The 26,030-nt window shown below is 38.2% G+C and carries 25 protein-coding genes; 4 read left to right on the top strand and 21 right to left on the bottom strand.

The features are described from left to right. Positions 1–654 (bottom strand): uracil-DNA glycosylase, encoded by a 654-nt coding sequence (locus HMPREF3112_RS05185; RefSeq protein WP_070438509.1) that lies wholly within the window; start codon positions 652–654, stop codon positions 1–3. 213 nt (positions 655–867) lie between these two features. Here HMPREF3112_RS05185 and HMPREF3112_RS05180 point away from each other — a divergent pair, with 213 nt between their 5' ends. The 3 genes from HMPREF3112_RS05180 to HMPREF3112_RS05170 all read left to right on the top strand — a co-directional run bounded on the left by HMPREF3112_RS05180 (position 868) and on the right by HMPREF3112_RS05170 (position 5,165). Continuing rightward, entirely contained in the window at positions 868–2,064 is a 1,197-nt protein-coding gene (locus tag HMPREF3112_RS05180; protein WP_070438506.1) for a cation diffusion facilitator family transporter, read from the top strand. Positions 2,065–2,294: 230 nt separating this feature from the next. After that, on the top strand, positions 2,295–3,641 hold the full coding sequence (locus HMPREF3112_RS05175) for a D-alanyl-D-alanine carboxypeptidase (protein ID WP_048675889.1): 1,347 nt from the start codon (positions 2,295–2,297) through the stop codon (positions 3,639–3,641). Between the two features lie 183 nt (positions 3,642–3,824). Beyond that, positions 3,825–5,165: a D-alanyl-D-alanine carboxypeptidase family protein gene (locus tag HMPREF3112_RS05170; RefSeq protein ID WP_070438503.1), complete on the top strand. Its 1,341-nt coding sequence runs from the start codon at positions 3,825–3,827 to the stop codon at positions 5,163–5,165. 24 nt (positions 5,166–5,189) lie between these two features. Here HMPREF3112_RS05170 and HMPREF3112_RS05165 read toward each other — a convergent pair whose 3' ends face one another. The 10 genes from HMPREF3112_RS05165 to HMPREF3112_RS05120 all read right to left on the bottom strand — a co-directional run bounded on the left by HMPREF3112_RS05165 (position 5,190) and on the right by HMPREF3112_RS05120 (position 14,196). Then, a complete protein-coding gene (locus HMPREF3112_RS05165) occupies positions 5,190–6,041 on the bottom strand; it encodes a patatin-like phospholipase family protein (RefSeq protein ID WP_070438500.1) in 852 nt (283 codons plus the stop codon). Further along, positions 6,038–6,658, bottom strand: a complete 621-nt coding sequence (locus HMPREF3112_RS05160) for an SGNH/GDSL hydrolase family protein (RefSeq protein ID WP_038675977.1) — start codon at positions 6,656–6,658, stop codon at positions 6,038–6,040. Before HMPREF3112_RS05160 ends, HMPREF3112_RS05165 begins: the two co-directional genes overlap by 4 nt. Positions 6,659–6,661: 3 nt before the next feature. Beyond that, entirely contained in the window at positions 6,662–8,239 is a 1,578-nt protein-coding gene (locus tag HMPREF3112_RS05155) for an ABC1 kinase family protein (RefSeq protein ID WP_070438497.1), read from the bottom strand. Between the two features lie 17 nt (positions 8,240–8,256). Next, positions 8,257–8,535 (bottom strand): phasin family protein, encoded by a 279-nt coding sequence (locus HMPREF3112_RS05150; protein ID WP_004182567.1) that lies wholly within the window; start codon positions 8,533–8,535, stop codon positions 8,257–8,259. A gap of 247 nt (positions 8,536–8,782) precedes the next feature. Then, complete coding sequence (locus tag HMPREF3112_RS05145; protein ID WP_070438494.1) at positions 8,783–10,219, bottom strand: glycoside hydrolase family 1 protein; 1,437 nt, start codon at positions 10,217–10,219, stop codon at positions 8,783–8,785. A gap of 124 nt (positions 10,220–10,343) precedes the next feature. Then, positions 10,344–11,480: an AI-2E family transporter gene (locus HMPREF3112_RS05140; protein WP_048675903.1), complete on the bottom strand. Its 1,137-nt coding sequence runs from the start codon at positions 11,478–11,480 to the stop codon at positions 10,344–10,346. A gap of 78 nt (positions 11,481–11,558) precedes the next feature. Beyond that, the gene (locus HMPREF3112_RS05135; RefSeq protein WP_038675968.1) at positions 11,559–12,155 is read right to left on the bottom strand and encodes a histidine phosphatase family protein; all 597 of its coding nucleotides are present in this window, start codon (positions 12,153–12,155) and stop codon (positions 11,559–11,561) included. Next, positions 12,152–12,760, bottom strand: coding sequence for a histidine phosphatase family protein (locus HMPREF3112_RS05130; RefSeq protein WP_038675967.1), 609 nt, complete (start codon positions 12,758–12,760; stop codon positions 12,152–12,154). The genes HMPREF3112_RS05135 and HMPREF3112_RS05130 overlap by 4 nt, the downstream gene beginning before the upstream one ends. Beyond that, entirely contained in the window at positions 12,757–13,359 is a 603-nt protein-coding gene (locus HMPREF3112_RS05125; protein ID WP_038675965.1) for a histidine phosphatase family protein, read from the bottom strand. Before HMPREF3112_RS05125 ends, HMPREF3112_RS05130 begins: the two co-directional genes overlap by 4 nt. Positions 13,360–13,377: 18 nt before the next feature. Beyond that, on the bottom strand, positions 13,378–14,196 hold the full coding sequence (locus tag HMPREF3112_RS05120; RefSeq protein ID WP_048675907.1) for a Cof-type HAD-IIB family hydrolase: 819 nt from the start codon (positions 14,194–14,196) through the stop codon (positions 13,378–13,380). Positions 14,197–14,341: 145 nt separating this feature from the next. On the opposite strand from HMPREF3112_RS05120, the gene HMPREF3112_RS05115 reads away from it, so the two are divergent. Beyond that, positions 14,342–15,361, top strand: coding sequence for a phosphodiester glycosidase family protein (locus tag HMPREF3112_RS05115; protein WP_176744474.1), 1,020 nt, complete (start codon positions 14,342–14,344; stop codon positions 15,359–15,361). Between the two features lie 35 nt (positions 15,362–15,396). Here HMPREF3112_RS05115 and HMPREF3112_RS05110 read toward each other — a convergent pair whose 3' ends face one another. Genes HMPREF3112_RS05110 through HMPREF3112_RS05065 form a run of 10 tightly spaced genes read right to left on the bottom strand, consistent with a single transcriptional unit; the run spans position 15,397 to position 26,029 of the window. Beyond that, entirely contained in the window at positions 15,397–16,449 is a 1,053-nt protein-coding gene (locus HMPREF3112_RS05110) for a glycosyltransferase (RefSeq protein ID WP_048675912.1), read from the bottom strand. Positions 16,450–16,459: 10 nt separating this feature from the next. Continuing rightward, a complete protein-coding gene (locus HMPREF3112_RS05105) occupies positions 16,460–17,452 on the bottom strand; it encodes a stealth family protein (protein WP_048675915.1) in 993 nt (330 codons plus the stop codon). After that, positions 17,449–18,549, bottom strand: a complete 1,101-nt coding sequence (gene glf / locus HMPREF3112_RS05100; protein WP_037611226.1) for a UDP-galactopyranose mutase — start codon at positions 18,547–18,549, stop codon at positions 17,449–17,451. Before glf ends, HMPREF3112_RS05105 begins: the two co-directional genes overlap by 4 nt. Positions 18,550–18,562: 13 nt before the next feature. Beyond that, on the bottom strand, positions 18,563–19,561 hold the full coding sequence (locus HMPREF3112_RS05095; protein WP_048675918.1) for an acyltransferase: 999 nt from the start codon (positions 19,559–19,561) through the stop codon (positions 18,563–18,565). A 2-nt stretch (positions 19,562–19,563) separates the two neighbouring features. Continuing rightward, on the bottom strand, positions 19,564–20,979 hold the full coding sequence (locus tag HMPREF3112_RS05090; RefSeq protein ID WP_002884884.1) for a flippase: 1,416 nt from the start codon (positions 20,977–20,979) through the stop codon (positions 19,564–19,566). Positions 20,980–21,028: 49 nt separating this feature from the next. Continuing rightward, positions 21,029–22,195, bottom strand: a complete 1,167-nt coding sequence (locus tag HMPREF3112_RS05085) for a hypothetical protein (protein ID WP_048675921.1) — start codon at positions 22,193–22,195, stop codon at positions 21,029–21,031. Between the two features lie 28 nt (positions 22,196–22,223). Then, positions 22,224–23,216: a glycosyltransferase family 2 protein gene (locus HMPREF3112_RS05080; protein WP_022496046.1), complete on the bottom strand. Its 993-nt coding sequence runs from the start codon at positions 23,214–23,216 to the stop codon at positions 22,224–22,226. Positions 23,217–23,236: 20 nt separating this feature from the next. Beyond that, entirely contained in the window at positions 23,237–24,211 is a 975-nt protein-coding gene (locus HMPREF3112_RS05075; protein WP_022496047.1) for a glycosyltransferase, read from the bottom strand. 19 nt (positions 24,212–24,230) lie between these two features. After that, positions 24,231–24,869: a DUF1919 domain-containing protein gene (locus HMPREF3112_RS05070; protein ID WP_038675949.1), complete on the bottom strand. Its 639-nt coding sequence runs from the start codon at positions 24,867–24,869 to the stop codon at positions 24,231–24,233. 11 nt (positions 24,870–24,880) lie between these two features. Continuing rightward, positions 24,881–26,029 (bottom strand): glycosyltransferase family 4 protein, encoded by a 1,149-nt coding sequence (locus HMPREF3112_RS05065; protein WP_048675926.1) that lies wholly within the window; start codon positions 26,027–26,029, stop codon positions 24,881–24,883. Position 26,030 lies beyond the last annotated feature (1 nt).

Raw genomic sequence — 26,030 nt, 5'->3', positions numbered from 1 at the left:
TTACTTCAACCAATCAATTGGAGATTGGCCTTGAGATTCAAGGTAGGCATTGGTTTTTGAAAAAGGCTTGCTTCCAAAAAAACCACGATAAGCCGACAAAGGACTTGGATGGGCACTCTCAATAATGGCATGCTTGGGATTTGTCACCAGTGCCTTCTTCTTACGAGCATAACCACCCCAAAGTATAAAGACAACAGGAGTATCCTTCTGATTAAGGACCTTTATAACAGCATCTGTAAAAGGTTCCCAAACCTGACCGGCATGCCCATTTGCTTGACCAGCAGGAACCGTCAGACAGGCATTAAGCAAAAGCACCCCCTGCTTAGCCCAGGATGTTAAATCATGGAAAGGTCTAGGGCCCAGATCTTCCTCTAATTCCTTGAGAATATTCTTCAAAGATGGGGGAGCAGGCAGACTATCGGGGACTGAGAAGGATAGTCCCTGTGCTTGATGAGGCCCATGATAAGGGTCCTGACCAAGGATTACCACCCGCACTTCTTCAAATGGGGTCTCCAACAAGGCATTAAAAACCTTGTCACGTGGTGGATAAACCGTTCCCTGGCTATAAACCTGGTTCATAAACTGATTTATCTTTGAAAAATAATGATCTGGCAGTTCCTCTTTCAGAAGCTTGTGCCATGTCGAATGTTCCATAAAAACCTCTTTTTAGACTGTTTTACACCCTAAATTATACCATAATTTGTAGGGAATATTCGGAAAATACTGAAAAAACACCCTGATTACTAGGCATTTTCTATAAAGTTTAAAAAATGAGTAACTCCACAAGTTTAAAGGGCTTACAAGCTTTAACTCGTTATAGTTTTATGCTATAATTTAAACTTGTATTTTAAGAGAAAAGGTAATCCTATGACTACGTATGAAAATTTAAGAGCAGCCAGACGAGGTCCCATTGTCAGTATCGCTGCCTACCTTCTTCTAACCATTGCAAAGCTTCTAGCAGGACACTTTTTAAACTCTAGCTCTTTGATAGCCGATGGTTTCAATAACTTGTCAGATATTTTAGGGAACGTGGCCCTACTCATTGGATTGCACCTAGCTAGTCAACCTGCTGATGCAGATCATAGGTTTGGTCATTGGAAGATTGAAGACTTATCAAGCCTAGTCACTTCCTTTATCATGTTCGTGGTAGGCTTCCAAGTCCTAATTCAAACAGTCCGAAAGATTTTTCTAAGAGAGGAAACTGTAGTCGATCCCCTTGGTGCAACCGTCGGAGTTCTTTCTGCTATCGTCATGTGTGGCGTTTACTTATACAATAAAGGACTTGCCAAAAAGCTGAAATCTAGCGCTTTGATTGCGGCCGCTAAGGATAATCTCTCCGATGCCGTAACTTCTATTGGAACGTCAATCGCCATTGTTGCAGCATCCTTCAACCTCACGATTATTGACTATATTACAGCCATTATCATTACCTCATTCATTCTAAAGACAGCCTATGATATCTTCATGGAAGCAACCTTTAGTTTGTCAGACGGTTTCGATGAGAGAAACCTCAAAGCCTATGAGAAAGCGATTCTTGAGATTCCAAAAGTCACTAAGGTTAAGAAGCAGCGTGGCCGTTCTTATGGTAGCAACGTCTATCTTGATATTGTGGTTGAAATGAATCCTGACCTCTCTGTTTACGAGAGTCATGCCATTACTGAACAAATTGAAGAGGTTCTCAGCAAGCGTTTCTCTGTCTATGACACTGATCTCCATGTAGAACCAGCTGCTATTCCCGAAGATGAAATTTATGGCAATGTCCTTCACAAACTCTCTCGCAATGAAAAGATTATACTGTCAAAAATTCCTGACTATGAAAATCTCTTGGCACCTGACTTCTACTTAATCGATGAAAATGGTCATCATCACACTCGTGAAGAAGTCATTGCTAATCAACAACCACTTCTCAATAACTTTGACAGCTTCAAGATGACATCTGTTAGTCAAAAAACGAAACTAATTAGTTATGAGTTGGGAGGAAATTTCCACACTAGTATCTGGCGTCGAAATGAAACCTGGTTCATGATTTACCATCAAGTGACAAGGATAAAAGATGAAAAGTAACGAGCAAGTAAGCTCGTTTTTTTCAGCTTTCAACTATATTTTGTGTAACATTCAAGCGATTCTAAAAATTACATTAAAATACTAAATGTTAGGAAAACTCTAACTTTTATATGTTATAATGAAGATGTTTGTCACTACCGAATTTAGGGTTTTGACAGGCAAATGATATTAATAGATAAAAATAGGTTCTGGCAGCTACAGAACCCCATATATATTAAAGGAGACACATTGTGAAAAAGAAAATTGTTGCCGTCCTTTTAGCAGCTTGTCTAGCCCTAGCACCGAGTTTGTCTAGTGCAGACGAATTGATGGATATTACACGCGCTGCTGGTTATACTGAAGCCACTGAGGCTTATCGCCCCAAATCAACCCTCTTAATCGATGGAAATACCGGAGATGTCCTCTGGGAAGAAAATGCTGATGAGGTGCGTGACCCAGCTTCTATGTCTAAGGCCATGACACTTTATTTGGTCTTTGAAGCTATGTCTAAAGGAGAGATTTCTGAAGATACTGTTATCACAGCTACTCCAACCGACCAAGCTATTGCCGATATTTACGAAATTTCAAACAACAAGATTGTTGCGGGTGTTGATTATACCGTTTCAGAACTCATCACTATGACAGCGGTGCCTTCCTCTAACGTTACAACCGTGATGCTAGCCAACTACTTGACCAATAATGATCCTGATAAATGGCTAGACATGATGAATGAGAAATCTAAAGAGCTAGGGATGACCAATACCAAATGGTTCAACGCTTCTGGTGCTGTTGCTGTTGCCTTCAAAGGTTACTACAGTCCTCAACGTTATGATAACAACCAAACCAACCAAACTACTGCGCGTGATTTGGCTATCATGACCTATAACTTCATCAAGAAATACCCAGAAATTCTCAAGTACACTAGCAAACCTGTTGTCACAGTTAAAAAAGGAACACCTTACGAGGAAACCTTCGAGACTTACAACTACTCTATTCCAGGTGCCAAATACGGAATTGATGGGGTTGATGGATTGAAGACAGGATCTAGCCCAGAAGGTGCTTTCAACTATATTGATACCATCAAGCGTGGTAATCAACGTATGATTGCTGTCATCATGGGTTCTGGTGATTGGTCTGACCAAACAGGTGAAGAGATTCGTCATACCTTTGGTAATGCTCTCGTTGAGAAGATGTACAAAGACTTCTCTTACAAGAAAGTTCTTAGCAAGGGTGAACAAGAAATCGACGGTAAAAAGTATAATGTCGAAAAAGACGTCTATGCCACCGTTAAAAAAGGTAAAGACCCTAAAATCTCTGTTAAAGATGATCACATTGTCATTGATAATGGTCTGAAGACAGTATCACCTAATATCAAGGCTACTTCTGTTAAGGCTACAAAAGTTAAGGGATGGTTCGATTTTGGAAGTAACCAAAAAGATAAAAAGGCTACTAAAGCAACGAATAATGGCCAACTCCCAGTTTATTTCTGGTTGCTATGCCTTATCCCAGTTGGTCTCCTCTACTTGATTTACCTTAATGAAAAAGGACGTCGTCAAAGAGTCAAAGAACGTCGACAAGCAAGACAAATCAATAAATAAAAGAAAGCGTGTCCATGACACGTTTTTTTATACTCTATTCAAGGAAGTCCCCCAAGAATACTGATAAAACCACCCAAAACTATGCTATAATAGTCAAGTATGACTTTTTTTACAAACAAATAACAAAAATAGATTAAAGTATGCTTTTAAGAGTGTCTAAACGTTGTTACTAAGGAAATTATTTTGAAAAAGAAATTGTTAGGACTCTTCCTGGTAGCTAGTTTGGCTTTAGCTCCCAGTCTGTCGTCCGCTGACCAACTGGTAGATATTGCACAAAAAGCAGGCTACAAGGAAGCCACCGAGACCTATCGACCTAAATCATCACTTTTGATTGATGCCAATACTGGGGACATCCTTTGGCAAGATAACATTGATGAAGTACGTGACCCCGCTTCCATGAGTAAGGCCATGTCTCTCTACCTGGTTTTTGATGCTTTGTCAAAGGGAGAAATCAAAGAAGACACCGTGATTACAGCCAAGCCAACCGATGAGGCTATTGCTAATATCTACGAAATCTCAAACAACAAGATTGTTTCTGGAGTTAAATACACGGTTTCGGAACTTATCACTATGACAGCTGTTCCCTCTTCAAATGCAGCAACAGTCATGCTTGCCAACTATCTCAGTAATAATGATCCTGACAAGTGGATTGATCGCATGAACGAAAAGTCTAAAGAGCTCGGCATGACAAACACTAAATGGTATAATGCCTCTGGAGCTGGGGCGGCATCTTACAAAGGCTACTACACGCCTAAACGTTATGACAATAACCACTCTAACCAGACGACAGCTCGTGATTTGTCTATCATGGCTTATAACCTTATCAAACATCACCCTGAAATCCTTAAATACACTAGCCAACAGACAGTAACTGTCAAAAAAGGAACACCATACGAGGAAACCTTTGAAAATTACAACTACTCCTTGCCTGGTGCTGATTATGGCCTCAAAGGAGTCGATGGCCTAAAAACAGGCTCAAGTCCTCGTGGAGATTACAACTACATCTCCACATGCAAACGAGAAAATCAACGTGTCATTTCAGTTATCTTGGGCGTTGGAAATTGGGAAGACGAAAGTAGCGAAAAAATCCGTCATGCCTTCGGTAACTCCCTCATTGAGAAAATGTTTAAAGACTATTCCTACAAGAAAGTCCTAAGCAAGGGCAAACAAAAGATTGATGGTAAAAAATACGATGTCCAAAAAGATGTCTATGCCACAGTCAAAAAAGGACAAGAGCCTAAGATTAGTGTTAAAGATGATTATGTCCTTGTCGATAATGGCTTAAAAACAGTGTCACCTAAGATTACAGCAAGTACTGTCAAGGCAACTAAAACTGGCTTTTTCCTCTTTTCAGGAGGTCAAAAAGAGAAACAAACAAGCAATAAGCATAACTTTATGAAACATTTTGCCTTGTTCTGCTTCCTCTTATTACCGCTTTATGTTGTCTACTTGATTTATATCAATGAGAAAAAACGTCGTCAAAAAGTCAAAGAACGCCGTCAAGCTCGACAAATCAATAACTAAAAACGTGCTCGGTTGAGCACGTTTTTAGTTGTCTCCAAGAAATGTTTTGAGATGAGACATCTCATTTCGCATTTGTTCCAATCCCTCTTGATAGATGGCTTCAAACTTTTCAGGATCCTTCTCCAATCGACCAACTTCAAGCGCATGCTCTGGACGAATGGCATAAAGATTTCCAGTTTTTTCCAAAGCCTCAATCTTTTCAATACTCTTATTGTAGTGAATATGGCGACTTGATGCTACTTGGACAAATTCAGGGTATTTGCGGTAAAAGAGCTTGTAGATTCGCTTACTCGTTTTAGATGGCTCTTTACGATAACCCTTAGGACGCGTCAGAACGACAATGAGTTTGTCAAAGCCCAAATTCTCCATAAAATCAATGGGAAGACTATCAGACAGTCCACCATCCATGTAGCGTTTACCCTTGTACTCGACAATTTCAGAAACCAAAGGTAGGGCGGAACTTGCACGAAGAGCTTCCATCTGCTCAAAGACATGATCAATCTTGATATAGTCTGGTTTGCCGGTCTCAATATCTGTAGTGACTACATAGAAGGGAACACCCGACTCCGCAAAAGCCTCCTGATCAAAAACGTCTAACTCCATAGGAACCTTATAATAAGAGAACTCCTTATTTACAAAGTTACCTGTTGTCAGCCATGACCAGAAACTCATGTAGCGACGGTCTCCCATGAATCGTTTGTTGTAGCGAAGGGCTCTTTTGGGCTGGTTAGAAAGGTAATTAACACCAAAAAGCGCTCCAGCTGATACTGATACAACACCGTCTACTTTGATTCCAGCTTCTAAAAAGGCATCTAAAACACCAGCAGTGTATAAGCCACGCATGCCTCCGCCTTCAAGGACTAAACCTACCTTCATTCTAAAATCTCCTTCTTGATTGGTTCTGCTAGGACTTGATAACCTTGTGGACTCAAGTGTAAACCATCCGTTGTGTAAGTGTCATTTAACTGTCCTTGGGCATCTGTCAGGTAATCATAAAGATCAACATAGGTCACACCAGGGAGAACAGCTAATTGTTGATTAAGTTCACGGACAGTCGCATTATTTCGAATCTTAACCTTAGAAGCATATTGTGAATTTTCACTAACCGGAAAAACACTCAGCAAATAGACCTCAGTAAAGAGGGATTCCTGACGAACTGTCATGATAATATCGGAAATACGATTGACAATATCTCGAATGGGGTAGCCCCTTCCGATGTCGTTAATACCAATCAAGAGTACCAATTTACTGGGTTCCAAATCTAAAACTTGCTCTTTAAGGTGTTCTAAAAGCCAAACCGAGTCTGTTCCAGCAATCCCACGGTTTACCAAGGGGACCTCTCGACCCAAATATTTTTTCAATGCAAAAAACTCCGTGATGGAGTCCCCTGCAAAAACAATTTGGCCTTTGTCTAACTTCTGATTTTCATTCACAAATTTGTCTAAACGCTCTTCTTGATAGGCCACAAGCTCGGGCCTAGTTGTTTCAATCATACTTCATCCTTTTTTCTTAAATATTATACGCACTACCGTGATCAAAGCTAGAAAAGTTCCAAGTCCAAGAAATAGCCAGGCAAGATTTTCAAAACCTGATTTATTGGCCAAAAGGGCACCGGAAAGTAGAAATCCCAATGTCAACAAGGCTAAAACCAGATTATTTAAAACTTTCTCAAAGACTTTAATTCGACCTGAAAAGTTGATAAAATCATGGTTTACCACAATTCGTCCGTTTAAAATCTGCTCTAAGAGCTGATGTAGGCGACGCGGAATATTTTTTCCATTGCGAATCAGATAAAAGAGTTCAATCAAGATACTCTCTTTATTCAGGGCCTGCCTAAGCATGTCAGGGCCCATATTTTCTAGGAAATAATCCTTGGCCAAAGTCATCAAATCCATATTTGGGGCCAACTCTCGGAAAATACCTTCGATTTGAAGCGAAGCCTTCTCCAAAATGGTAATTTGAGACGAGGCTTTAAGATGGTTCTTCTGGAAAATAGTCAGTAAATCCTCTAGCAAATCTGTCATGGACAGACTTCCCAAGTCAACACCAGAATAACGCCCCAGCATCTGCTCCACATCCTGACTTAGAACTGCACGGTTTAGCCCATTATCAAACTGGGTAACTGACAAGATAGCCTTAGTCATGCCGTCAACATCCTGAGCAGTAAAACTATATAGGATGTCATTTAAGGACGCACGCATCCCCACTTCCAACTCACCCATAATCCCAAAGTCAATGAAACAAATCTTGCCATCACGTACCAAGAGATTTCCAGGATGAGGGTCACCATGAAAATAGCCATCTTTGAAAACCTGCTTGATAAATGACAACATTAGTTTCTTGCCCACGTCTTCCAGATCATAACCAGCCTCAATCAGTTGGCTGTAGTCATTAAGTGGAATCCCATCGATGTACTCTTCGACTATGAGGTGTGGCGTCGTAAAGGAATCATAGACCTCCGGGACACCTAGACAAGCAACAGTCCTGTTATTTGCCTTAAAACGCTTCATGGCCTCTGCTTCATTTCTGAAATCAAGTTCCTTAATTAGGGTTTCTCGCAGATTTTCCAAAACCTCCTGAACATCGACCATAGGTATAAAATGCTTTGGAATATGGCGTGCAAGCTTAATGAGAAGCTGAATATCTTCCTTAACGACCTCATCAATACCAGGTCGCTGAATTTTTACAATTACTTCCTGACCAGACAACAATCTAGCCCTATGGGTCTGAGCTACAGAACCAGAAGCCAAGGGCTCTTCCGAAAAATCAAGAAAACTGTCAGAAAGCCCACTGGGTAATTCTCTCCTAATGGCCGTCATGACTTCCTCTTTATTCAAGGGAGGAACTGAACTCTGGAGTTTTGATAATTCTCTGATATAGGCCTCTGGCAAGAGGTCAGAGCGCGTGGATAGGATTTGACCAATTTTAACAAAACTAGGTCCCAATTGCTCAAAGGCTTGGCGTAGCTTGACAGGTGTTGTCTGTTGGTCTTGAGGAAGGTGTTTTTCACGATAAGAAAGGAGACCAACTGACGAGAAAACCTTCAACACATGTCTCAATCGTTTACTTGCCATTTTAGTCTCCTTACATTTTATTTATTTTGACTGAGCAAAGCGTCAAGTTTTTCTTCAAGACGTTTCACGTCATCCTTAGTCGCATACTCAACTGAAGATTTCTTAGCATCAAGTTTATTCAAAAATTCTTGAGCTTCTTCCTTACTTTGACGTTTGAGCTCTTGTTCTAGTTCCTTACCTTCTTCAACAGTCAAACGCCCCTTTTCAACTAACTCTTTGACAAAACTATCAGCTTTATCAACTGTCATAGCAGTCAAGCCAATACCAGCTAAGAGAACTTTTTTCAAATCATTCATTATCGTTACCTCCATCTAAGTAGGAAAAGCAAAGAAATAGACTAGCTACTTCTTCAGAAAATATAAGAACGTTTTCACACTTTTATTCTACCACTTTTTCAGAAAATGTGTTAATTAGCATAAATTAAAATATATAGTATTCAGATACTTAATAAATAGATATATTCACTAAAACACTTATTTATCAAGTTTGTACTAAAATACTAAATAAGAATCTCAAGCTTTTGCTGAGATTCTTAACGATTTTCTATTTGTAAAGGGCTGCACCATTACTTTCGATAACAGACTTATACCAATCAAATGATTTTTTCTTATAACGAGCCAAGCTACCACTACCATCATCATTACGATCAACGTAGATGAAGCCATATCGTTTACTGAGTTCAGCCGTTGAAGCTGAGACCAAGTCAATTGGTCCCCAAGTCGTATAGCCCCAAAGCTCCACACCATCTTGAAGAGCTTCACCGACTTGAATCAAGTGTTTTTGAAGGTAATCAATACGATAATCATCTTCAACTGTTGGACCATCAGGACCATCAACAAGGACATCCTTGGCACCCAAACCATTTTCGACAATAAACAATGGCAATTGATAACGATCATAGAAGTCATTCAAAACTAGACGAAGAGCGATTGGATCGATAGCCCAACCCCACTCAGATTTCTCAAGGTAGGGATTTTCAACACCACCCATAATATTTCCTTTACCAATTGTATAGTCTTCTGGATTATGTGCGGTTGCCACAGACATATAATAAGAGAATGAAATAAAATCAACGGTATTCTTCAAGATTTCTTCATCTCCAGAAGCGAATTGTATTTCAATACCATTATCTTTTAAATAGCGTTTAATATAGTTTGGATATTTCCCACGGGCATGGATATCTGAGAAGAGATAGTTTTGATTTTCAAACTCGTGAACAGCCAACTGATCCAAAGGATTAGCTGTCATCCCATAAGCAGGCATAGCAAGAACCATACACCCAATCTTAAAATCAGGGTTGATGTCATGTCCGATCTTGGTTGCTGAAGCTGATGCGACTAACTCATGGTGAACTGCTTGGTAAAGATCCTGTTTAGAGAGCTCTTCCATCGGAGTTGCAATCCCACCTGACATGAACGGTGCGTGTAAAACAGAGTTCACTTCATTAAAGGTCAACCAATATTTGACCTTATCTTTATAACGTGTGAAGACTGTACGAACATAATTCTCATAAAAACCAATTAATTTACGATTAGTCCATCCATTGTACTCACGCGCCAAGTTGAGTGGTGTTTCATAATGGGACAAGGTTACAAGCGGTTCGATGCCATACTTGGCCAATTCATCAAAAACCTTATCGTAGAAGGCTAGACCTGCTTCATTTGGCTCGGTATCATCACCATTTGGAAAGATACGAGTCCATGCAATTGACATGCGGAAGACCTTAAAGCCCATCTCTGCAAAAAGTGCTATGTCTTCTTTATAACGATGATAGAAATCTATACCTTCTAGTTTTAGATTATCTGGTGTTGGTTGGTCAGTAATCAAAGGATTCAAGGCCCCGGGTTCAAAGGGAACACCGCCTTTTGGCGTTACATCCTGTACGGACAAGCCTTTGCCATCTAGGTTGTAAGCACCCTCAAACTGGTTGGCAGCTGTTGCACCACCCCAGAGAAAATCTTTTGGAAATGTATATGTCATCTTTTATCTCCTTGCATTGTTCAATTTACTCATAGTATAACACTTAGAAAACGATTACACTTATACTATCTTATTGAAATCTGATACTATAACACGAAAAAAAACAGACCGAAGTCTGTTTGAATTAGTCATTACTTTCAAGAGCATTTGCTGCTTTGGCTTCCTCTCGCCTAACAACATTATCTTTAACAATCTGATATAGGGTTGCGGCTACTGGCACAGAAACCAACATACCCAAGATACCACCCAAGGCAGAACCTATGGTGATTGCGAAGATAACCCAAATACCAGGAAGTCCGGTAGATCCACCGACCACATAAGGATAGATGAGATTCCCTTCAAACTGCTGCAAAATAACCACGTAGGCAACAAACAAAAGCGCCAAGGTCACAGAGTGCGTCATAATCAAGATGGTACCAATCGTCACACCAATATAAGCCCCCACAACTGGAATCATTGCTGAAAAACCAATCAGGATAGAGATAGTCGCTGCGTAAGGGAAATTAAAGATACTCATCCCAATATAACACAAGGTCCCCAAAATACAAGCCTCAAGCGACTGATAGACGAAGAAATTGCGGAATCGATTATTGAGAATAGCAACTACATAGTGGAAAGTCTTACCATAACGTCCTAAATAGACGTCTACCAAACGATTGACCTGATTCCCAAGCTTCTCTTTTCCAGCTAAGACATAACAAGAAAAGACAATACTGATAAAAAGATTAATCAAGGTTGATGGCAGACTCGTTAAAGAAGTCAAGAAGCTCGTCAAACCATTCATGATTTGTTGAAGCAACTGAGCACTATAGCTATTGATTAGCTCTCTAACCTGTGTCACACCACCAAAATCTTGAATAATTTTTTGCAAGGATTTGTTTTTAAGCAACCAATTAATCAAGTTATTAATAGCTGAGCGGTCTTGACTAATTAAGGTGTTGATACTGTCAATCAAATCAGGAAGGACAGTGAATACTACCCAAGTAAAGACCAAGCCAATGGTTCCCAATGCCGAGAGCAGAGCAATAGGACGCTTGATTTTAGCGATAAAACCAAATGGAATAAACTTGACCAGTAGCTTCTCATAAAAAGACATCAGGATATTTACCACAAAGGCAATCCCTGCTCCAACCAGGAAGGGCTGACTAGCAACGTAAATGGTGTTACAAATTGAAACAACTGTTTCCCAGTAAGTATAGATCAAGAAACAACTGAAAAAGAGGACAGCCAACCAAATGAACTGATTTTTTGTAAATTTCATAGGCACTCCATAATTTAAAATACCCTTCCATTATACACTAAGAAAGGGTTTCTTACTATCTTTGATCATAGAAAGCCGCTAAAATTCCACCAACTCTTGATCAGCTATTGGATCTATCAGCTTGACAAAGTGAAAGCTCGATCCATCGTAATCAAAAACTAAGATGGCACAATTGCCTGGACAAGACTGAAAGGCCCGCTCTGGCTCAACGGCATGAAGAAAAGTCATCAAGGCTCCAGCGTGACTAACAGCTAAAATAGATTGGTCAGGATGCTTATCTACTATCTCCTTAGCACTCGCAACAACACGCGCAACGAACTGATCCTGACTTTCCCCACCAAACTGGGCATAGTGGTCACCAAAATGCCCCACAACAGGTGTCTTGGGATGAAGATACTCTGGCTGACCTTCAAAAATACCAAAATGCATTTCTTTTAGCCCCTTAACACGTTGATAATCAGTACGCCCAGTCGCCAATTCAATGGTATCAGAAGCTCTTTCAGTTGTCGTACAATAATACTGATCAAAAGTCATATCATGTTTTTCAAAATAAGCACGGACCTGACGAGCTTGGTCCCGACCTTTTTCGGTCAATGGAGAATCACACCAACCTTGAATCCGATTGAGTGTGTTAAAAAGTGTCTGTCCATGTCGCATTAAATAGAGTCGTGTCATTCTTCGCCTCCAAAGATATACTCTTCTTCTACAGGATTATATACTGAAACCAGTTCAAATTGCCCTTGATCATAGGTAAAATGTAAGATGCAACAATTTTTAAGACCACGAATATCTGGGGCGGGATTTAAAACACGTCTACAAAACTGCAAAATAGATGGTCCATGACTAACTAGCAAGGACTTAGAACCATCGGCCACACTCTCCATGATGGCCCTAATAGTTAACTCCATACGATCCCGAACCTGGGTCGTACTCTCGCCACCAAATTGAACAAAGTAATCACCAAAGCCTTGTCCATCAGGTAAGGTTTTAGGAGTAAGATACTCTGGCTGGCCCTCAAAAGCTCCAAAATCCTGTCCCTTAAGACCTTTAAGTCTTTCATAGTCTGTTCGTCCAGTCACAATTTCTAGGGTATCACTAGCTCTCTCAGAGGTTGACGTAAAGACATGATCAAAAATTGGCTCCTGCTTGGCTAGATACTGACCAGCCTTTTTAGCCTGTTCGATCCCGACTTCCGTTAAAGGGGCATCGCAGACCCCCTGAAGCCTATGCTGAACATTAAACCGTGTTTGTCCATGCCTCATTAAATAAAATTCTTTCATAATGTTACCTCTAAACCAGAAATCGGATCAATCACCTGAAGAAGCTCCAATTGACCTTGGTTATAATCATAAACACAAACATTACAATTTCCAAAGCCCACTCCTTCAGGAAAGGCCAAGTCCATGAAAATGATCAATCCCCATAAAGCCGCTCCATGACTAACAAATAGAAGATTCTCATCACCCTCTTTAGTATGCTCTTCTGCTTTCTCTATAACAGTCTTTAAAACCCTCTGGCCAACCTGACGGATATCTTCCCCTCCATATGGAACCAAAAGATCTTCGAAAGATCGTGTGCCAGGTCGATGTTTTGGCAAGAGGTGCTCAGGTTGTGCCTCAAAAGAGCCAAAATTCATTTCTTTAATTCCTTTAAGCTGAGTTACAGTATACTCGGGCGCCACAATCTTTGCCGTGTCAGTTGCTCTCTCTTGCGTAGATGAATAGACAGCGTCAAAAGAAATACCTTTCTTAGCAAAGTACTGCTTAGCTTCTTCCGCCTGCCAGATCCCATTTTCAGTCAGGGGAGAGTCACACCATCCCTGAACACGCTTTTGTGTATTAAATAATGTCTCACCATGTCGCATTAAATATAACTTCATTACTTTTACCACCCTTTTTTAAGATAAACCTAAATAATCTTCTAAGATAGTCAAGACCCCTTGATTCTTATGGTGCGGTGCTATTTGGTCTGCCACTTGTAAAATAGCTGGACTGGCATTTTCCATAGCATAAGAGCGGCCAGCCATTTGCAGGAGCTCAAGATCATTGTCACCATCACCGAAGGCCATGACATTGGACTCAGACAAGTCCCAGTGGTTAAGAAGCTGCTTGAGTCCCCAAGCCTTGTGCATGCCTTTTTGAATGAAGTCAATAGCACCAAAACCACTGGGAACAGCAACTAGATTGCCATCAAAATCACGATTAAAAGCCTGTGACACACGATTAGCCTCTTCAGGACTCAGCAACATGGTAATCTTGATGAAATCATCATCTAAATCCTCCAGCCCATTCAAACGTTGAATGGATGCTTCCATGGCGGCTTGCTCTTCTTCTGTTATCATCTCAGCAAAATTAACCCTAGTCCCTTTTAACATATAGGAGCCTTGAGCACCATTAAATATAGTCGGCCTATCTAACAAATCATAATTAAAATAGCTTAGCAAGTTTTCAACATCATTTGATGCCATGAACTCCTGACACAGAAGCTTGCCATAGCTAACCACCTGACCACCATTTTCAGCTACAAAATGCAGGCGATTAAAAGTCTCCGCAAACATGGGTTTAAGACGGCTCATACTATTACCTGATGCAACGACAAAGTGCATATCACGCGCATCCATAGCATCTAAAATCTGACTAAAACGCTCCTTGTCATAGCTCCCTTTATCGTCTAAAAATGTTCCATCCATATCTGTTGCAATCACCTTAATGGTCATAAAGCACCTCCTTGACTAACTCACTCTTATTATAACCCTTTTAGAAAACGCTTACCAGTACCATACTAAGAAAAACTGATACTATTCTTGGATATTTAATGGTCTTAGGATTGTTTTGTAAGCCTAGATTGTTTATAATGATAGTATGAAATTGAAGAATATTTTAAGAATACTATTTTCTCTTCTAATGATTGGTGCCATCGTTGGGGGACTGCTCTACCTCACCATCTACTTCAACAACCGAGATATTAAGAAGCTTTCTATGCCATCAAATAAGGGCGGATTGAACTTTACCATAAAAAATAAAGAGCTCTTAGATCAGTCTGTCCTACTTGAAAAAGGCACTATTAAAAATGTAGACATGCAGATTCTATCCTTCAAGAAGGATGGAAAATACATCCTACAAAAAGGAAGAACCGAAGATGATAATCCTGAACTCACAGAGCAAAGTATTAAGTACGAAGCTAAGCGACGAGATGCTCTTGCTCTCATTAACGCAGGTTTTTGGTCTTACGAAGGACTAGATCGTCCCTTCGCTCAAAAGGAAATCGAATTGGGCAAAACAGGCCTTCTATATGGAGATGATCAAAATAATATCACTGCCGGTACCTACCCAAATATAGACACAGCTAAAATGTTTACCCACATGGGAAGCAATGGTTGGGATACAGGTGCCTTTGGTATTCTCATTAAGGATAAGAAGGTAGATAAAACCTGGGAGAAAGGTGATCCTGACCAACCAAATGCACGTTCCATTTATGTAGAAACCTATGATGGTATTATCCGTATTATCCAAACCTATGGTCACAACTCCCTCAATAAGGGCTTAAATCACCAAGACGTATACAACCTTTTAAAAAATTTAGGCTACTCGAATATTCGCCTTGCCTTCCTCCTAGATGGTGGAGGAACGACTCGTATGTATACACGATCTGATAATGGTACGGAAAAGGTTGCTGGGGCCTTTGTCGACAATAGAACCTACATTGAGTACCTCTATCTCACCAAGCGAGATAGCAATGCTACTGATCCAAATGTATGGCGAGATCCTGAGCTCGTAAAAGCAGGTAAGTCCAAGTCAATCACTTATGACGACTATATTAAAGCAATCTATTCAAACGGAAAAGTTGCAGGAACCCAATACCAGTTTGAAATCTCCAAATAATGCAAAAATCCTCACTAAAATGAGGATTTTTTATCTTATTTCAAATTGTTCAATGCGGTAAGTAGATAGTGACCATCACGAATACCTTTACCGACACGCTTGGTATTTTCAAGCAAATCTTGGTAATCAGTATCTGAAAGATTGTCAATGGTAGCCTTCAAATCATGAAGCGACTCTACTGCAATCCCACAGCCATTCTCAAGCACAAAGTGAGACAAGGCTGACTGTTTCCAAACAACAAGCGGGAATCCTGATGCCAAGTAAAGTGACGCCTTATGAGAGTTGTTATAGCGAAGGTACTCGCCAAAGACACCACTACATGTCTCAGCACTATCACCATCCCAGACAAGCCCAAAACCACCCTCAAGGGCTGCAGGAAGCTCATCAGGTAGGAATGAGCCAAAGTAAGCCTCATTCTCAAGAGCTCTGCTCTCGTCGAAGCCAACACCATAAAGGTTATAAGCAGGTTTCGCAGGAAGTGAGTAAAGATAACCAGCTTTTTCTTGTGCCAGATTACCAGCCACAATAATTGGCTGATTCTTACTTAGACCTGTCTTCTCTTGGAAATTTGGAATCAAATAGTCGAAAATGCCAAGGCTAACAATCTTATCTTCCGCAATCCCTTTATCCACCAAAACAGATTTCATAATTGGATTGTGGGCGATGATGCCATCAGCTGCACCAAGAAGACCTGATTCTTGAATCTGAATACGAATCTTATGCTTTAAAGGGAAATTTTCAACATTGACATAACGAAGAGCTTCTAAATCGTGGATAATAAAATTAACTTTTACCCCTTTTTTCTGCGCTTTCTTGACATGATGTGTTGTAAAAAAGCTATGGTGAAGCATCGGGAATTGAATAAGCAATTCATCTCCTTGTTGCAATTGATCCAAAGCCTGACCAAAAGCCTTTGATTTATGAAGCTGTGCTTTAACAGTGCTCATCTCGTACCAATTGTCAACTGAAAGAACCAAGGCTTGATAGCCCTCTCTCTTTACAATTTCTTCAACGTCATTACGAGCCTTATTTCCTGCATTTTTAACATTGTTATCGTGTAAAAATTCTTCTTTTAAATAGTATTTCATCTCTTATTTCTCATTTTTCAAAAGCTGATTTTTCAGGATAGCGTTCTTTCAAGATTTCCTTAAAACGAATGATATACTCTTCTTTAAAGTCAATGTCATCATTGACACAAAGCAGTTTTTTACGTTTATCTTTAAAGATACTCACTAACCTGTCAACTTGATTTAGATCTATCGACTCTCCAAAATTCTTTGACATAGGGTAAAACTGATTACTTTCAATTTGCCAATGTTGACAGATATATTGATTAACATCTACTCCATAATCTCTAATTTGATTACGTGATGTTTTATCTAAAGTTTCCCCTTCAATTTCCCATAAATGTGCCAAAGTGCTTTTCTTCATTGGAACAGGTAAATGTTGATTCACGTATCCCGTCGGACCCCAAGGCAAGAGTAACAAGTTTTTCAAAACTAGGGAACCATAACGGAAATTAAAGAATTTCCAAGGCGAGGATTTCAAAGCCTTCTTATTAGGAAAATGACGATAGATTAATTCAACATTATTGTGATAAGTATTAGTAAACGGTGACCAAGGAACTAAAGCATCGTATACTGCTAAAAGCTTGGGTTGACCATTTTTATAAAAATCTGAAGGGTGACTATCTCTAATCAAGTACATATCATCATTGAAATACAAATAGTTCTCCGACAATCCTTCAATACGATGAAGATTAAGCTCAATAGCTGCTGAATTATAGGTAGGTAGGTATTCATTAGGCATAAATTCCTTATGAGTGACCAATTTGAGTTTTGGATGATCCAAATTCAACCAGTCTGGCTTTTGCCCATTGGTAATCAAATAAACATTATTTACCCAAGGAGCATGCTTTTCAATCATTCGGAACCAGTAATTAAAAATGCCATAATCACGATAACGTTGCTCACCATCAATTTCTTGGTTTAAATCTGAGACATGACCAGTCACAGCCTGTTTTTCACGGATAAACTCTGGATCACTACCATCTACCCAAAGAACAACGATATCAATTTTTTCTTGTGTCATTTAGTAAATTCTTTCTCGACGACTTCTAGAGCACGCTCAATAACCACGTGCATGTCGTAGTATTTATAGTCTGCCAAACGTCCACAGAAGATAACCTTGTCATTTTTCTCTGCTTCTTCTTGGTACTTAGAAAACATGGCGTTGTTCTTTTCATCATTGATTGGGTAGTATGGTTCATCTCCACGTTTCCAGTCAGCTGGGTATTCACGTGTGATAACTGTCTTAGGTTGTGTACCATACTCGAAGTGCTTATGTTCGATGATTCGAGTATAAGGAATCTCACGCTCTGTGTAGTTGACCACGGCATTTCCTTGATGATTTTCCTCATCTAAGACTTCGTGTTCAAAACGAAGACTGCGATACTCCAACTCACCATGTTTGTAATCAAAATACTGGTCAATCATCCCTGTAAAGACAACTTTATCAGCTGAAGCTTCAAGCTCTTCACGATTGGCAAAGAAGTCAACCCCAAGTTCTACTTCAACATCGCCTAGCATGTTTTCAATGATAACGTTGTAACCACCGATTGGAATTCCTTGGTAACGGTCATTAAAGTAGTTGTTATCAAAGGTCAAACGAACAGGAAGACGTTTAATGATAAATGGTGGAAGGTCTGTGGCAGAACGTCCCCATTGTTTTTCAGTATATCCCTTAATCAACTTTTCGTAGATATCTGGACCAATCAACTTGATAGCTTGTTCTTCAAGATTTTTAGGCTCAACGTCTTTCATATCAGCCGTTTGCTCAGCAATCTTGTCCTTAACTTCTTGCGGAGTCTTAGTGCCCCACATAGCATAAAATGTATTCATGTTAAATGGAAGGTTGTAAAGACTGCCCTTGTAGTTAGCAATTGGTGAGTTGATATAGTTATTAAACTCAGCAAATTGGTTGACATAATCCCAAACTTTTTTATTTGAGGTATGGAAAATGTGAGCACCATACTTGTGAACGTTGATACCTTCAACATCTTCACAGTAAATATTGCCACCGATGTGATCACGCTTGTCAATCACTTTTACTTTTTTGCCACGTTTTGTAGCTTCATGTGCGAAGATTGCTCCAGACAAACCAGCACCAACGATAAGATAATCGTACATTATAAACTCCTTTTTATAATTTAACTATTCGATTGATATAAGGGATTTTCATGAATATCATACTTATTAGAAAACTAATCACTAATGTGAAAACAGGGAAAAATAAGTGTGCACCTTCTATGTTAAACCCTATCAACTTTTGCCATATTTGCATAACATAGGTATGTATAATAAATACCCCCATCGTTTGGACTGATAACAAGTAGATCATTCTATGTTTAGAAGCATCAATGGTTAGCGTCAATAAGGTAAGAAATAGTCCTAAACTAATTACTTTTACCAAAAGATTGTCATAAAAATATTCAGCAAAAAGATTATGATAAGTAGTTTTTGCTATGAAAAATAATATTATCGGTGAAATCAATAACAAAAGTATGCTAACTATTTTCATCCATCCCTTAAAGATTGATTTTAAATTATCTATATTGAATTGTGCTACAAAACCACCTAAAATGTAGTAAAAGAACCAAGTCCATAATCTAAACGTCTGTATAACATAAATTTGCACTGGCATTTGAAGCAAAAAATTAATCAATTCAAAAATCAAACCAATAATTGTTAATACAGATAGAAAGTATAAATAACTTCTTTTTGAATGTAAATACTTCTTCAATATCGGCAAGCATAAATAAATAAGTATTAGTGAGCCGAAAAACCAAAATTGGAAGAAATAACCCTTTTGTATCAAAGAAGCCAAAATTTTTTTAATTGGATTAATTGTGAAGTCTCTTTTAAGAAACCAAATGATAACGGTCCATGAAGACACTGTTATTAGAACCCATTTTATTTTATGTAGTATATAGGGATATGTTATCTTGCTCTTACCCAATAATAAATAACCATTTACCATAAAAAACAAGGGAATTGAATAAGTACCTAGATAATATAAATAAGATGAGTAATTCCATCGCCCTGTTTCCTTAAACCCTGGCATCGTAGTATGAAGCAAAACAACTCCTATACAAGCAATTACTTTTATCAAGTCTAAGTTTATATTCCGTGTTTTCTTCATTTCTAATTTTTTCCTATTATTTGTTTTAATTCTTTAACATCTACCACTTTCAAAACTAGAATAGCAAGAAGGTAAATGAGGCCACCAAGCACTGCATACACAAGAACATTTAAAGTAGGTGGAAAATGCAAGAATGGTTTTGCACTTAGCAACAAGCCATACATCATAGCAGATGCGCATACAATTTTTGCCATAGACTCAAGAATCGGTACTTCTTTGAGGTAAGGAAGGCTGAAGTACAATTGAATGAACCATACCAAAGCCTCTGTTAAAACTGATACAATTGAGGCCCCAACAAAGCCAAATGGAGGAATTAACAAGAGATTAAGTCCAACACTGACAACAGCCGGAATAGTCGTAGAGAGCATAAACTCACGATGTTTATTGTGTGGAATCAAAATCTGGATTCCCATAATATTTGTCCAACCAATAAAGAACATCCTAAAGACCATGATGGCAATGGCAATATTAGCTGCTTGGAAGTCCTTTCCTAGGAAAAAACTAACAAAGTCTTTATTGACAACCAAGAGACCAGCAATAATTGGGAAAATGACGAGATTATAAATCAAGAAAGAGAATTCATGCATCTTGTTAACAGCCTTATAGTCTCCACTAGACAAAAGACCAGATACCCTTGGAAGCATTACACTTCCCAATGAAGTCACCAACGTCAACAAAATATTAATTATTTTCAAAGCCTGATCATAAATCCCTACATCATTTGTCGATGACAAGGCACCCAACATGGTACGATCCAAAGTCACGTATAGTGAAATGGCAACCTGAGGGAGAAACAGCAAAATAACAGGTTTAAGATGTTTCTTAGCATAGGATAAATCAAATTGTGGTTCTCCAATGTAAGGTCTCGCTGGTAACCACATACTTAATTGCCCAAGCAATTCAAAGAAGGTCAATAGGAAAACATAGAGATACAAATCACCAGGTGTTTTCACAAATAGGAAGATAGAAATAACTCCTAAAACCTTTACTGTTGTATTCCTTGCGGTAATACGACGAAAATCCTCCAAACCTTGGAATAACCAAGAAATGTCCATTCCTTTCGATATCAAACTTAGACCTAAGATATAAGCCACCATATTTTGCATACCAGGAAAGAACAAACATAATGATGTATACAAGACTAGAGACAATATAGTCGCAATCAATTGGAGAGTATAAATACCCCAGAAATTTTTACGAATATCCTTTCGATGCCCTGAAATCTCCTTAGTACCATAGTTAGCAACTCCCAAAGTAGCCAAAAGAATAAAGTAGGTCACAATCGAATTAAAGTAACCATAAGTACCTAAATCCTTTGAACTGAAAATACGAGTAACATAAGGTGTCGTAATAATTGGTAAAACAATGACCAGTAATTGATAGGAAAGATTGTAGGCGTAATTTTTTAAAACTTTCATAAGTATATGACTCTGTTTAGACTTTCTAAATGATATACCTCTGCTTCAATTACAAAAAATCTTTATCAGTCTTCATCACAAAGAGTCGACTAATCAATAGGATAAGAGGTGAGTAACGAAGAACCAGCATTTGGGGGTCAAACATGCCATGAATGATCATAACCCCCAAGCAGGCAAGAATGATATCTTTTCGGTTAGTTACAAAATAATTCATGACACGCGTTAATGCAAATAACATGAATGCACTAACAGCCAATCCATCAATTACGAGTAACTGCACAAACGAGCTATCAATAAAGTTATAGTTGCTTGAAAAATTACCGAAGATGTCCAGGGTGGTAAATGAAATTGGTCGACCTAATAAGGAAACTCCGAAGTTTCGGAATCCTTGAACACTCAGTCTTAGACGATTATGTGTAAATTGGTCAACAAGATGGAATAAATCACCAGTTGAATAGAAACAGAAATAGAGGGTTATAGCCAATGCAATAATAAAACCATATTTGGCAAGATTCGCTGTTATAACATTACTATCTATGAAATCAAACTTAAAGACCTTAAGACTGAATAACGCATAAGTCAAAATCAAGAGACTTAGATAAAGTGGACTTGAGGTTGAGGTCTGTTGGTACATATAAAACGTAGCAAACAGCAAAGCTAACAACTCCAGATAAGAAACTTTCTTTCCTCTGAACATTAAGTAACTACATAGGGCAAAAAACATACGCTGAGAGGCAAAGGACACATAGTTGAATCCTAAACTATAACGATAACCACTATCAGCACTCATCAACATATTTGAAATAATACCCATCTTACTAGCTAGAATAGTTACAAACAGCACTAAAAATGTGGCGAAGGAGAAAGTCCCTAATAACTTCTTGAACTCTATATCCCTAGCTGAAAAAACTAACAGCAAAACGTTAATATCAGGAAGACCATCTCGATTTTTTGACACAATTAACATGATCAAGGTAAATAATAGGAAAATTATTAATTCCTTCAAGTGGTATCTGAAATAATTAATGGTATCAGGAAGATTAATGAGTTCCTTTATCGTAATCATACCTATTGTAAAATAGAGCAAGATACGATAGAGTGACAAAAAACCATCCACTCTTACAAAATAAGTTGTAGTTACCAGAGATGCAAATAATACCCAAATAAAAAGAGTAAATAAATAGATTTTCTCTGAGATAAAGCGACTGCTATTCACAAGTACTTTCCATACCTTTCAATTATTCTTATAAATGTTGTAATACCATCTGTATTTTTTTAAGATAAATCAGAACAACATACATTCGACATTTCAACAACAGTTTTATGAGTGGATTCAATGCAGAAGAATCATTCTTTATAAAATCCTCTATCTCTTGTCTTTCACATGTATCTTTAACAAGCTTAACTTTTCTATTTACAGATAAATTCTGTTTCGTTATATTGTAGATGTTACTCATCAGTATTCTTGATTTTACAGTATTAACGAAGTTTGAACTATCCAAATTCCAGTCAGAAAGTAGATTATCAACCATCTTCAATTCTTGAAGCTGATATTGAAGACGTTTAGGGTTATAGCCCGACATGGCGGAACCTTTTCTACCAATGACATAAACGTAGTAGGAATCTTGAGAAAGATAAATCTTGTTGACTTTACGATAAACATCAAGATTAAAGCGAACATCTTCACCTAACTCATACTGCTCAAAAGAAAGGTTATTTTCAAGAAGAAATTCTCTGCGATATATCTTATTCCAAATTGTGTAAAGCATATCCGATAAGAATAAGTCAATAAATATCTTGATAAAACCATCCTTGTCGTAACTCCCTTTAAACGGAAGTGACTTTTCAGTACGCTGCTTCTCAGTTAAATCTTCCTCAAAAGAATTGTAATAACTAAAAACAGCCAAATCCAAATCTGAGACTAGCTTATCTGCAAAATCAGCAAAGAGATTACCAACAAGATAATCGTCACTATCAACGAAGTAGATAAACTCTCCCCTGGCTTTGGACAAGCCAAAATTACGTGCCGCACCAACACCATGGTTTTCAATATGATAGACTGAGATATTTGAGTACTCGCTAGCATAAGTATCGCAAATACTACCACTACTATCAGTAGATCCATTGTCTATCACTATAATTTCCAAGTCATCATAATTTTGAGAAATAATACTTTTCAAACAACGATCAATGTATTTCTCAACATTATAAACTGGAATAATAACAGAGTATTTCAAATTTGACTCCTAAAATAATTTCAAAAAACGTTTTGTATACTGAAGGCTAGTTTTAACAATTTTAGTCTAAACAGTACATATTTTAACTTATTTGGTTGGTCTTTCATTTGAGAAAGAGAAACACTATTCTTAAGCAATTCTTGTTTCACTTCGTTAGTAATTTCTATATATTTTTTATCTAATTTAGATTTATACAAACTTGCTAGTATATGAACCAATCCGTTTACATAATAAAGTTGAGATATTTGCAACTCTTCTTTATTTAATTGTGAACGGACAAAGTCAGAATAGAAAAGTTCTTTGTAGAATCCAAACATATTACTAAATTTCTTTTCATTCCATGACTGAGTAATAGAATCAGGATTATCGATTAGATAGTGATAATACTTTTGATTGGTTGCATAGACCTTTTTAGCTGATAGAAAGAGTTTGTAATTAGTGCCAAGATCCTCATAGTATTTACCAATAGGAAACTGAATGTCATTATCAGTAAATAAAGACTTTCTATAGATTTTATCATTAGCAAAACCAGTAATATAACTATGCTTAAGCATTTGCACAAAAGCAGCTTTACCCTCAAAAACTTGAGTCACTAATGAATCCGAAACTATAGCATCTTCTTCACCTTTCACGAACTCACGATTAAAAGAGATAATATCAAACTTCTGGGATTCCACCACTTCTGCTAACGATATAAAGGTGTCTGGTTCAATCCAATCATCTGAATCAGGGAAATAGACATATTCTCCCTCAGCATGAGAAATACCAGTGTTACGAGCTGCAGATAGTCCACCATTCTTCTTATGAATAACTGATATAAACTCATATGCTTTAGCATAGTCATCACAAATTTGAGGAGAATTATCGGTACTTCCATCATCTACAAGTAAGATGTCATAGTTCTTCCACTCTTGAATAAGGATACTCTCAATACAACGTTTTAAATATTTTTCAACATTATAAACTGGAATGACAACAGTTAAAAGTGGTTTCATAGATTATTTACCTAATTTTTTATGTTAAGTCTTCTCCACCCTTATTCAACCAAGTAACGGTATTAAAATAACGGTGGTAAGTTTTTAAATCGATACCAACATGCCCTTGCTTCTCAGCCGATTTAAAGTGGACCAATGAAGGTAAGTCACTATAATTCTTTGAAGAGAAAATGACCTTACTCTTGTATGGAAGCTCTTCAAACTCTTTCATCAACTCATACGTGCAGGCATCATTATCATTGAACTTGAAATACAAATTATCCCAATGCATTCTCTTCAAACGGCGTTCCCTTTTTTGAGTAGCTTCTTCTTCATCTGCATAATGCAAAAAATGAAGTTCAATATCATCAAGAAGTGCAAGAGGATAAGCATTATCAAAGTCTTTGATATATTTTGATTCCTTAACAAATTTCAAGGGGATGTCTCCGCTCAAATAGTGTTTTAAATTCTTGAGCATCTTGATGTAATCAGGCGAAAAGACAAACATCCCGACAAATGGTGTTTGATAAGGCAAGCCCAACTCCTGATAAACTTTCCCAGCCCAACAATTATCACAAATAATCGTGAAATTTTTATTCTTGAGTCTTCGTCTAGGAATAAAATTAATAATTGGATAAACGATACGTTTTAATTTATTTTTTAGTGTTTCGCTGTTCATAATAGTACTTCTTAGTACTTCTTATATAACTCCGAGAAATTACGAATATAACTTTGTAATGAAAAGAGTTCTTTTTGGCGTTTGACAGATGCCTTACCAAATTGCTCTCTCTTCTCAGTGTTATCAGCCAATTCTTGAATAGCCTTAGACAATTCTGCAGGCTTATTTGGTGTGGCAAGAAGACCATTTTCACCTTCCTTAACCATTTCACACACACCACCATGACGGTAGCCGGCTAAGGGTTTGCCACAAGCCATTGATTCGAGGACTACAGTTGGTAGAGGATCTGGATTGGTACTTGGCAGGACAAAGATATCAAACATATTATAGAGCTGTGTTGTCTTGCTATAATAATCGATACGTTTAATCTGTCCAGCTACTGGTGAGTCTGATATAGCTTTCTCCAACTCATCAACTCGCCATTCTTCACCTTCAAAAGCACTCCCTGCCAGAAAGGCTACTGCTTTTGGATTAGCCTTTAAGATTGGAGTCACAGCTTCTAAGAAGTCGCCTTGACCTTTCCATGCATTCACTCGACCAACCATTCCGATAACCAAAGCATCTTGTGCAATACCAAACTGATCACGGACTGCACTAGCATCCATTTCATGATAGACGGCATTGTCAACACCATTATAGATGACTTGAACTTGGTCATTTTTTACAAAGCGAGACTGCTTGACGTGGTTAGCCACAGCATTTGAAACTGTCACAATCGTATCCGCATAACGCCCCATCAAAAAGTTGATAAAATCAGAGATTGCTTTTGGTTTAACGATAATTTCATGCACATGCCAAATCAAAGGTAATTTCAACTTACGTTTGAGATAGATCCCCTCAAGTACCGCAGTCGTATTGTTGTGAATGAGAGTAATGCCATTATCCTTAGCATATTTGGCAATTTGCTTTGAATAACGATTATAAGAGCCAAAATACTCAAGAATTCCCTTAGGATTAAAATATTTACGACGTAAGATTGGATAATCGATAACTTTTACCTTAGCCCCAACCTTTTCCAATGCACTCACTAAGACACCATCGTTGGGCAAGATGACATGAGCTTCAAAGGTGTCTTTATCCAACCCTTTAATAAGCTCCAACAAAACCTTGTCAGCACCATACATTTCGGCACCAGCGTGAAGATATAAAATTTTCTGCATT

The sequence above is a fragment of the Streptococcus sp. HMSC10E12 genome (assembly GCF_001807855.1).
GTDB classification, from domain to species: domain Bacteria; phylum Bacillota; class Bacilli; order Lactobacillales; family Streptococcaceae; genus Streptococcus; species Streptococcus salivarius.
The sequence above is the reverse complement of the archived record's forward strand: the minus strand, read 5'-3'. Positions and strand labels throughout refer to the sequence as shown.

Bases quoted from the DNA above. Each gene is read 5' to 3' on its own strand.
- HMPREF3112_RS05165 (WP_070438500.1), bottom strand. From the start codon at position 6,041: ATGAAGGTAGGTTTAGTCCTTGAAGGCGGAGGCATGCGTGGCTTATAC.
- HMPREF3112_RS05120 (WP_048675907.1), bottom strand. From the start codon at position 14,196: ATGACCATTAAGGTGATTGCAACAGATATGGATGGAACATTTTTAGAC.
- HMPREF3112_RS05155 (WP_070438497.1), bottom strand. From the start codon at position 8,239: ATGGCAAGTAAACGATTGAGACATGTGTTGAAGGTTTTCTCGTCAGTT.
- HMPREF3112_RS05090 (WP_002884884.1), bottom strand. From the start codon at position 20,979: ATGAAAGTTTTAAAAAATTACGCCTACAATCTTTCCTATCAATTACTG.
- HMPREF3112_RS05145 (WP_070438494.1), bottom strand. From the start codon at position 10,219: ATGACATATACATTTCCAAAAGATTTTCTCTGGGGTGGTGCAACAGCT.
- HMPREF3112_RS05125 (WP_038675965.1), bottom strand. From the start codon at position 13,359: ATGAAGTTATATTTAATGCGACATGGTGAGACATTATTTAATACACAA.
- HMPREF3112_RS05140 (WP_048675903.1), bottom strand. From the start codon at position 11,480: ATGAAATTTACAAAAAATCAGTTCATTTGGTTGGCTGTCCTCTTTTTC.
- HMPREF3112_RS05150 (WP_004182567.1), bottom strand. From the start codon at position 8,535: ATGAATGATTTGAAAAAAGTTCTCTTAGCTGGTATTGGCTTGACTGCT.
- HMPREF3112_RS05185 (WP_070438509.1), bottom strand. From the start codon at position 654: ATGGAACATTCGACATGGCACAAGCTTCTGAAAGAGGAACTGCCAGAT.
- HMPREF3112_RS05130 (WP_038675967.1), bottom strand. From the start codon at position 12,760: ATGAAAGAATTTTATTTAATGAGGCATGGACAAACACGGTTTAATGTT.
- HMPREF3112_RS05135 (WP_038675968.1), bottom strand. From the start codon at position 12,155: ATGACACGACTCTATTTAATGCGACATGGACAGACACTTTTTAACACA.
- HMPREF3112_RS05115 (WP_176744474.1), top strand. From the start codon at position 14,342: ATGAAATTGAAGAATATTTTAAGAATACTATTTTCTCTTCTAATGATT.
- HMPREF3112_RS05160 (WP_038675977.1), bottom strand. From the start codon at position 6,658: ATGATTGAAACAACTAGGCCCGAGCTTGTGGCCTATCAAGAAGAGCGT.
- HMPREF3112_RS05070 (WP_038675949.1), bottom strand. From the start codon at position 24,869: ATGAACAGCGAAACACTAAAAAATAAATTAAAACGTATCGTTTATCCA.
- HMPREF3112_RS05075 (WP_022496047.1), bottom strand. From the start codon at position 24,211: ATGAAACCACTTTTAACTGTTGTCATTCCAGTTTATAATGTTGAAAAA.
- HMPREF3112_RS05065 (WP_048675926.1), bottom strand. From the start codon at position 26,029: ATGCAGAAAATTTTATATCTTCACGCTGGTGCCGAAATGTATGGTGCT.
- HMPREF3112_RS05110 (WP_048675912.1), bottom strand. From the start codon at position 16,449: ATGAAATACTATTTAAAAGAAGAATTTTTACACGATAACAATGTTAAA.
- HMPREF3112_RS05180 (WP_070438506.1), top strand. From the start codon at position 868: ATGACTACGTATGAAAATTTAAGAGCAGCCAGACGAGGTCCCATTGTC.
- glf (WP_037611226.1), bottom strand. From the start codon at position 18,549: ATGTACGATTATCTTATCGTTGGTGCTGGTTTGTCTGGAGCAATCTTC.
- HMPREF3112_RS05105 (WP_048675915.1), bottom strand. From the start codon at position 17,452: ATGACACAAGAAAAAATTGATATCGTTGTTCTTTGGGTAGATGGTAGT.
- HMPREF3112_RS05095 (WP_048675918.1), bottom strand. From the start codon at position 19,561: ATGAAGAAAACACGGAATATAAACTTAGACTTGATAAAAGTAATTGCT.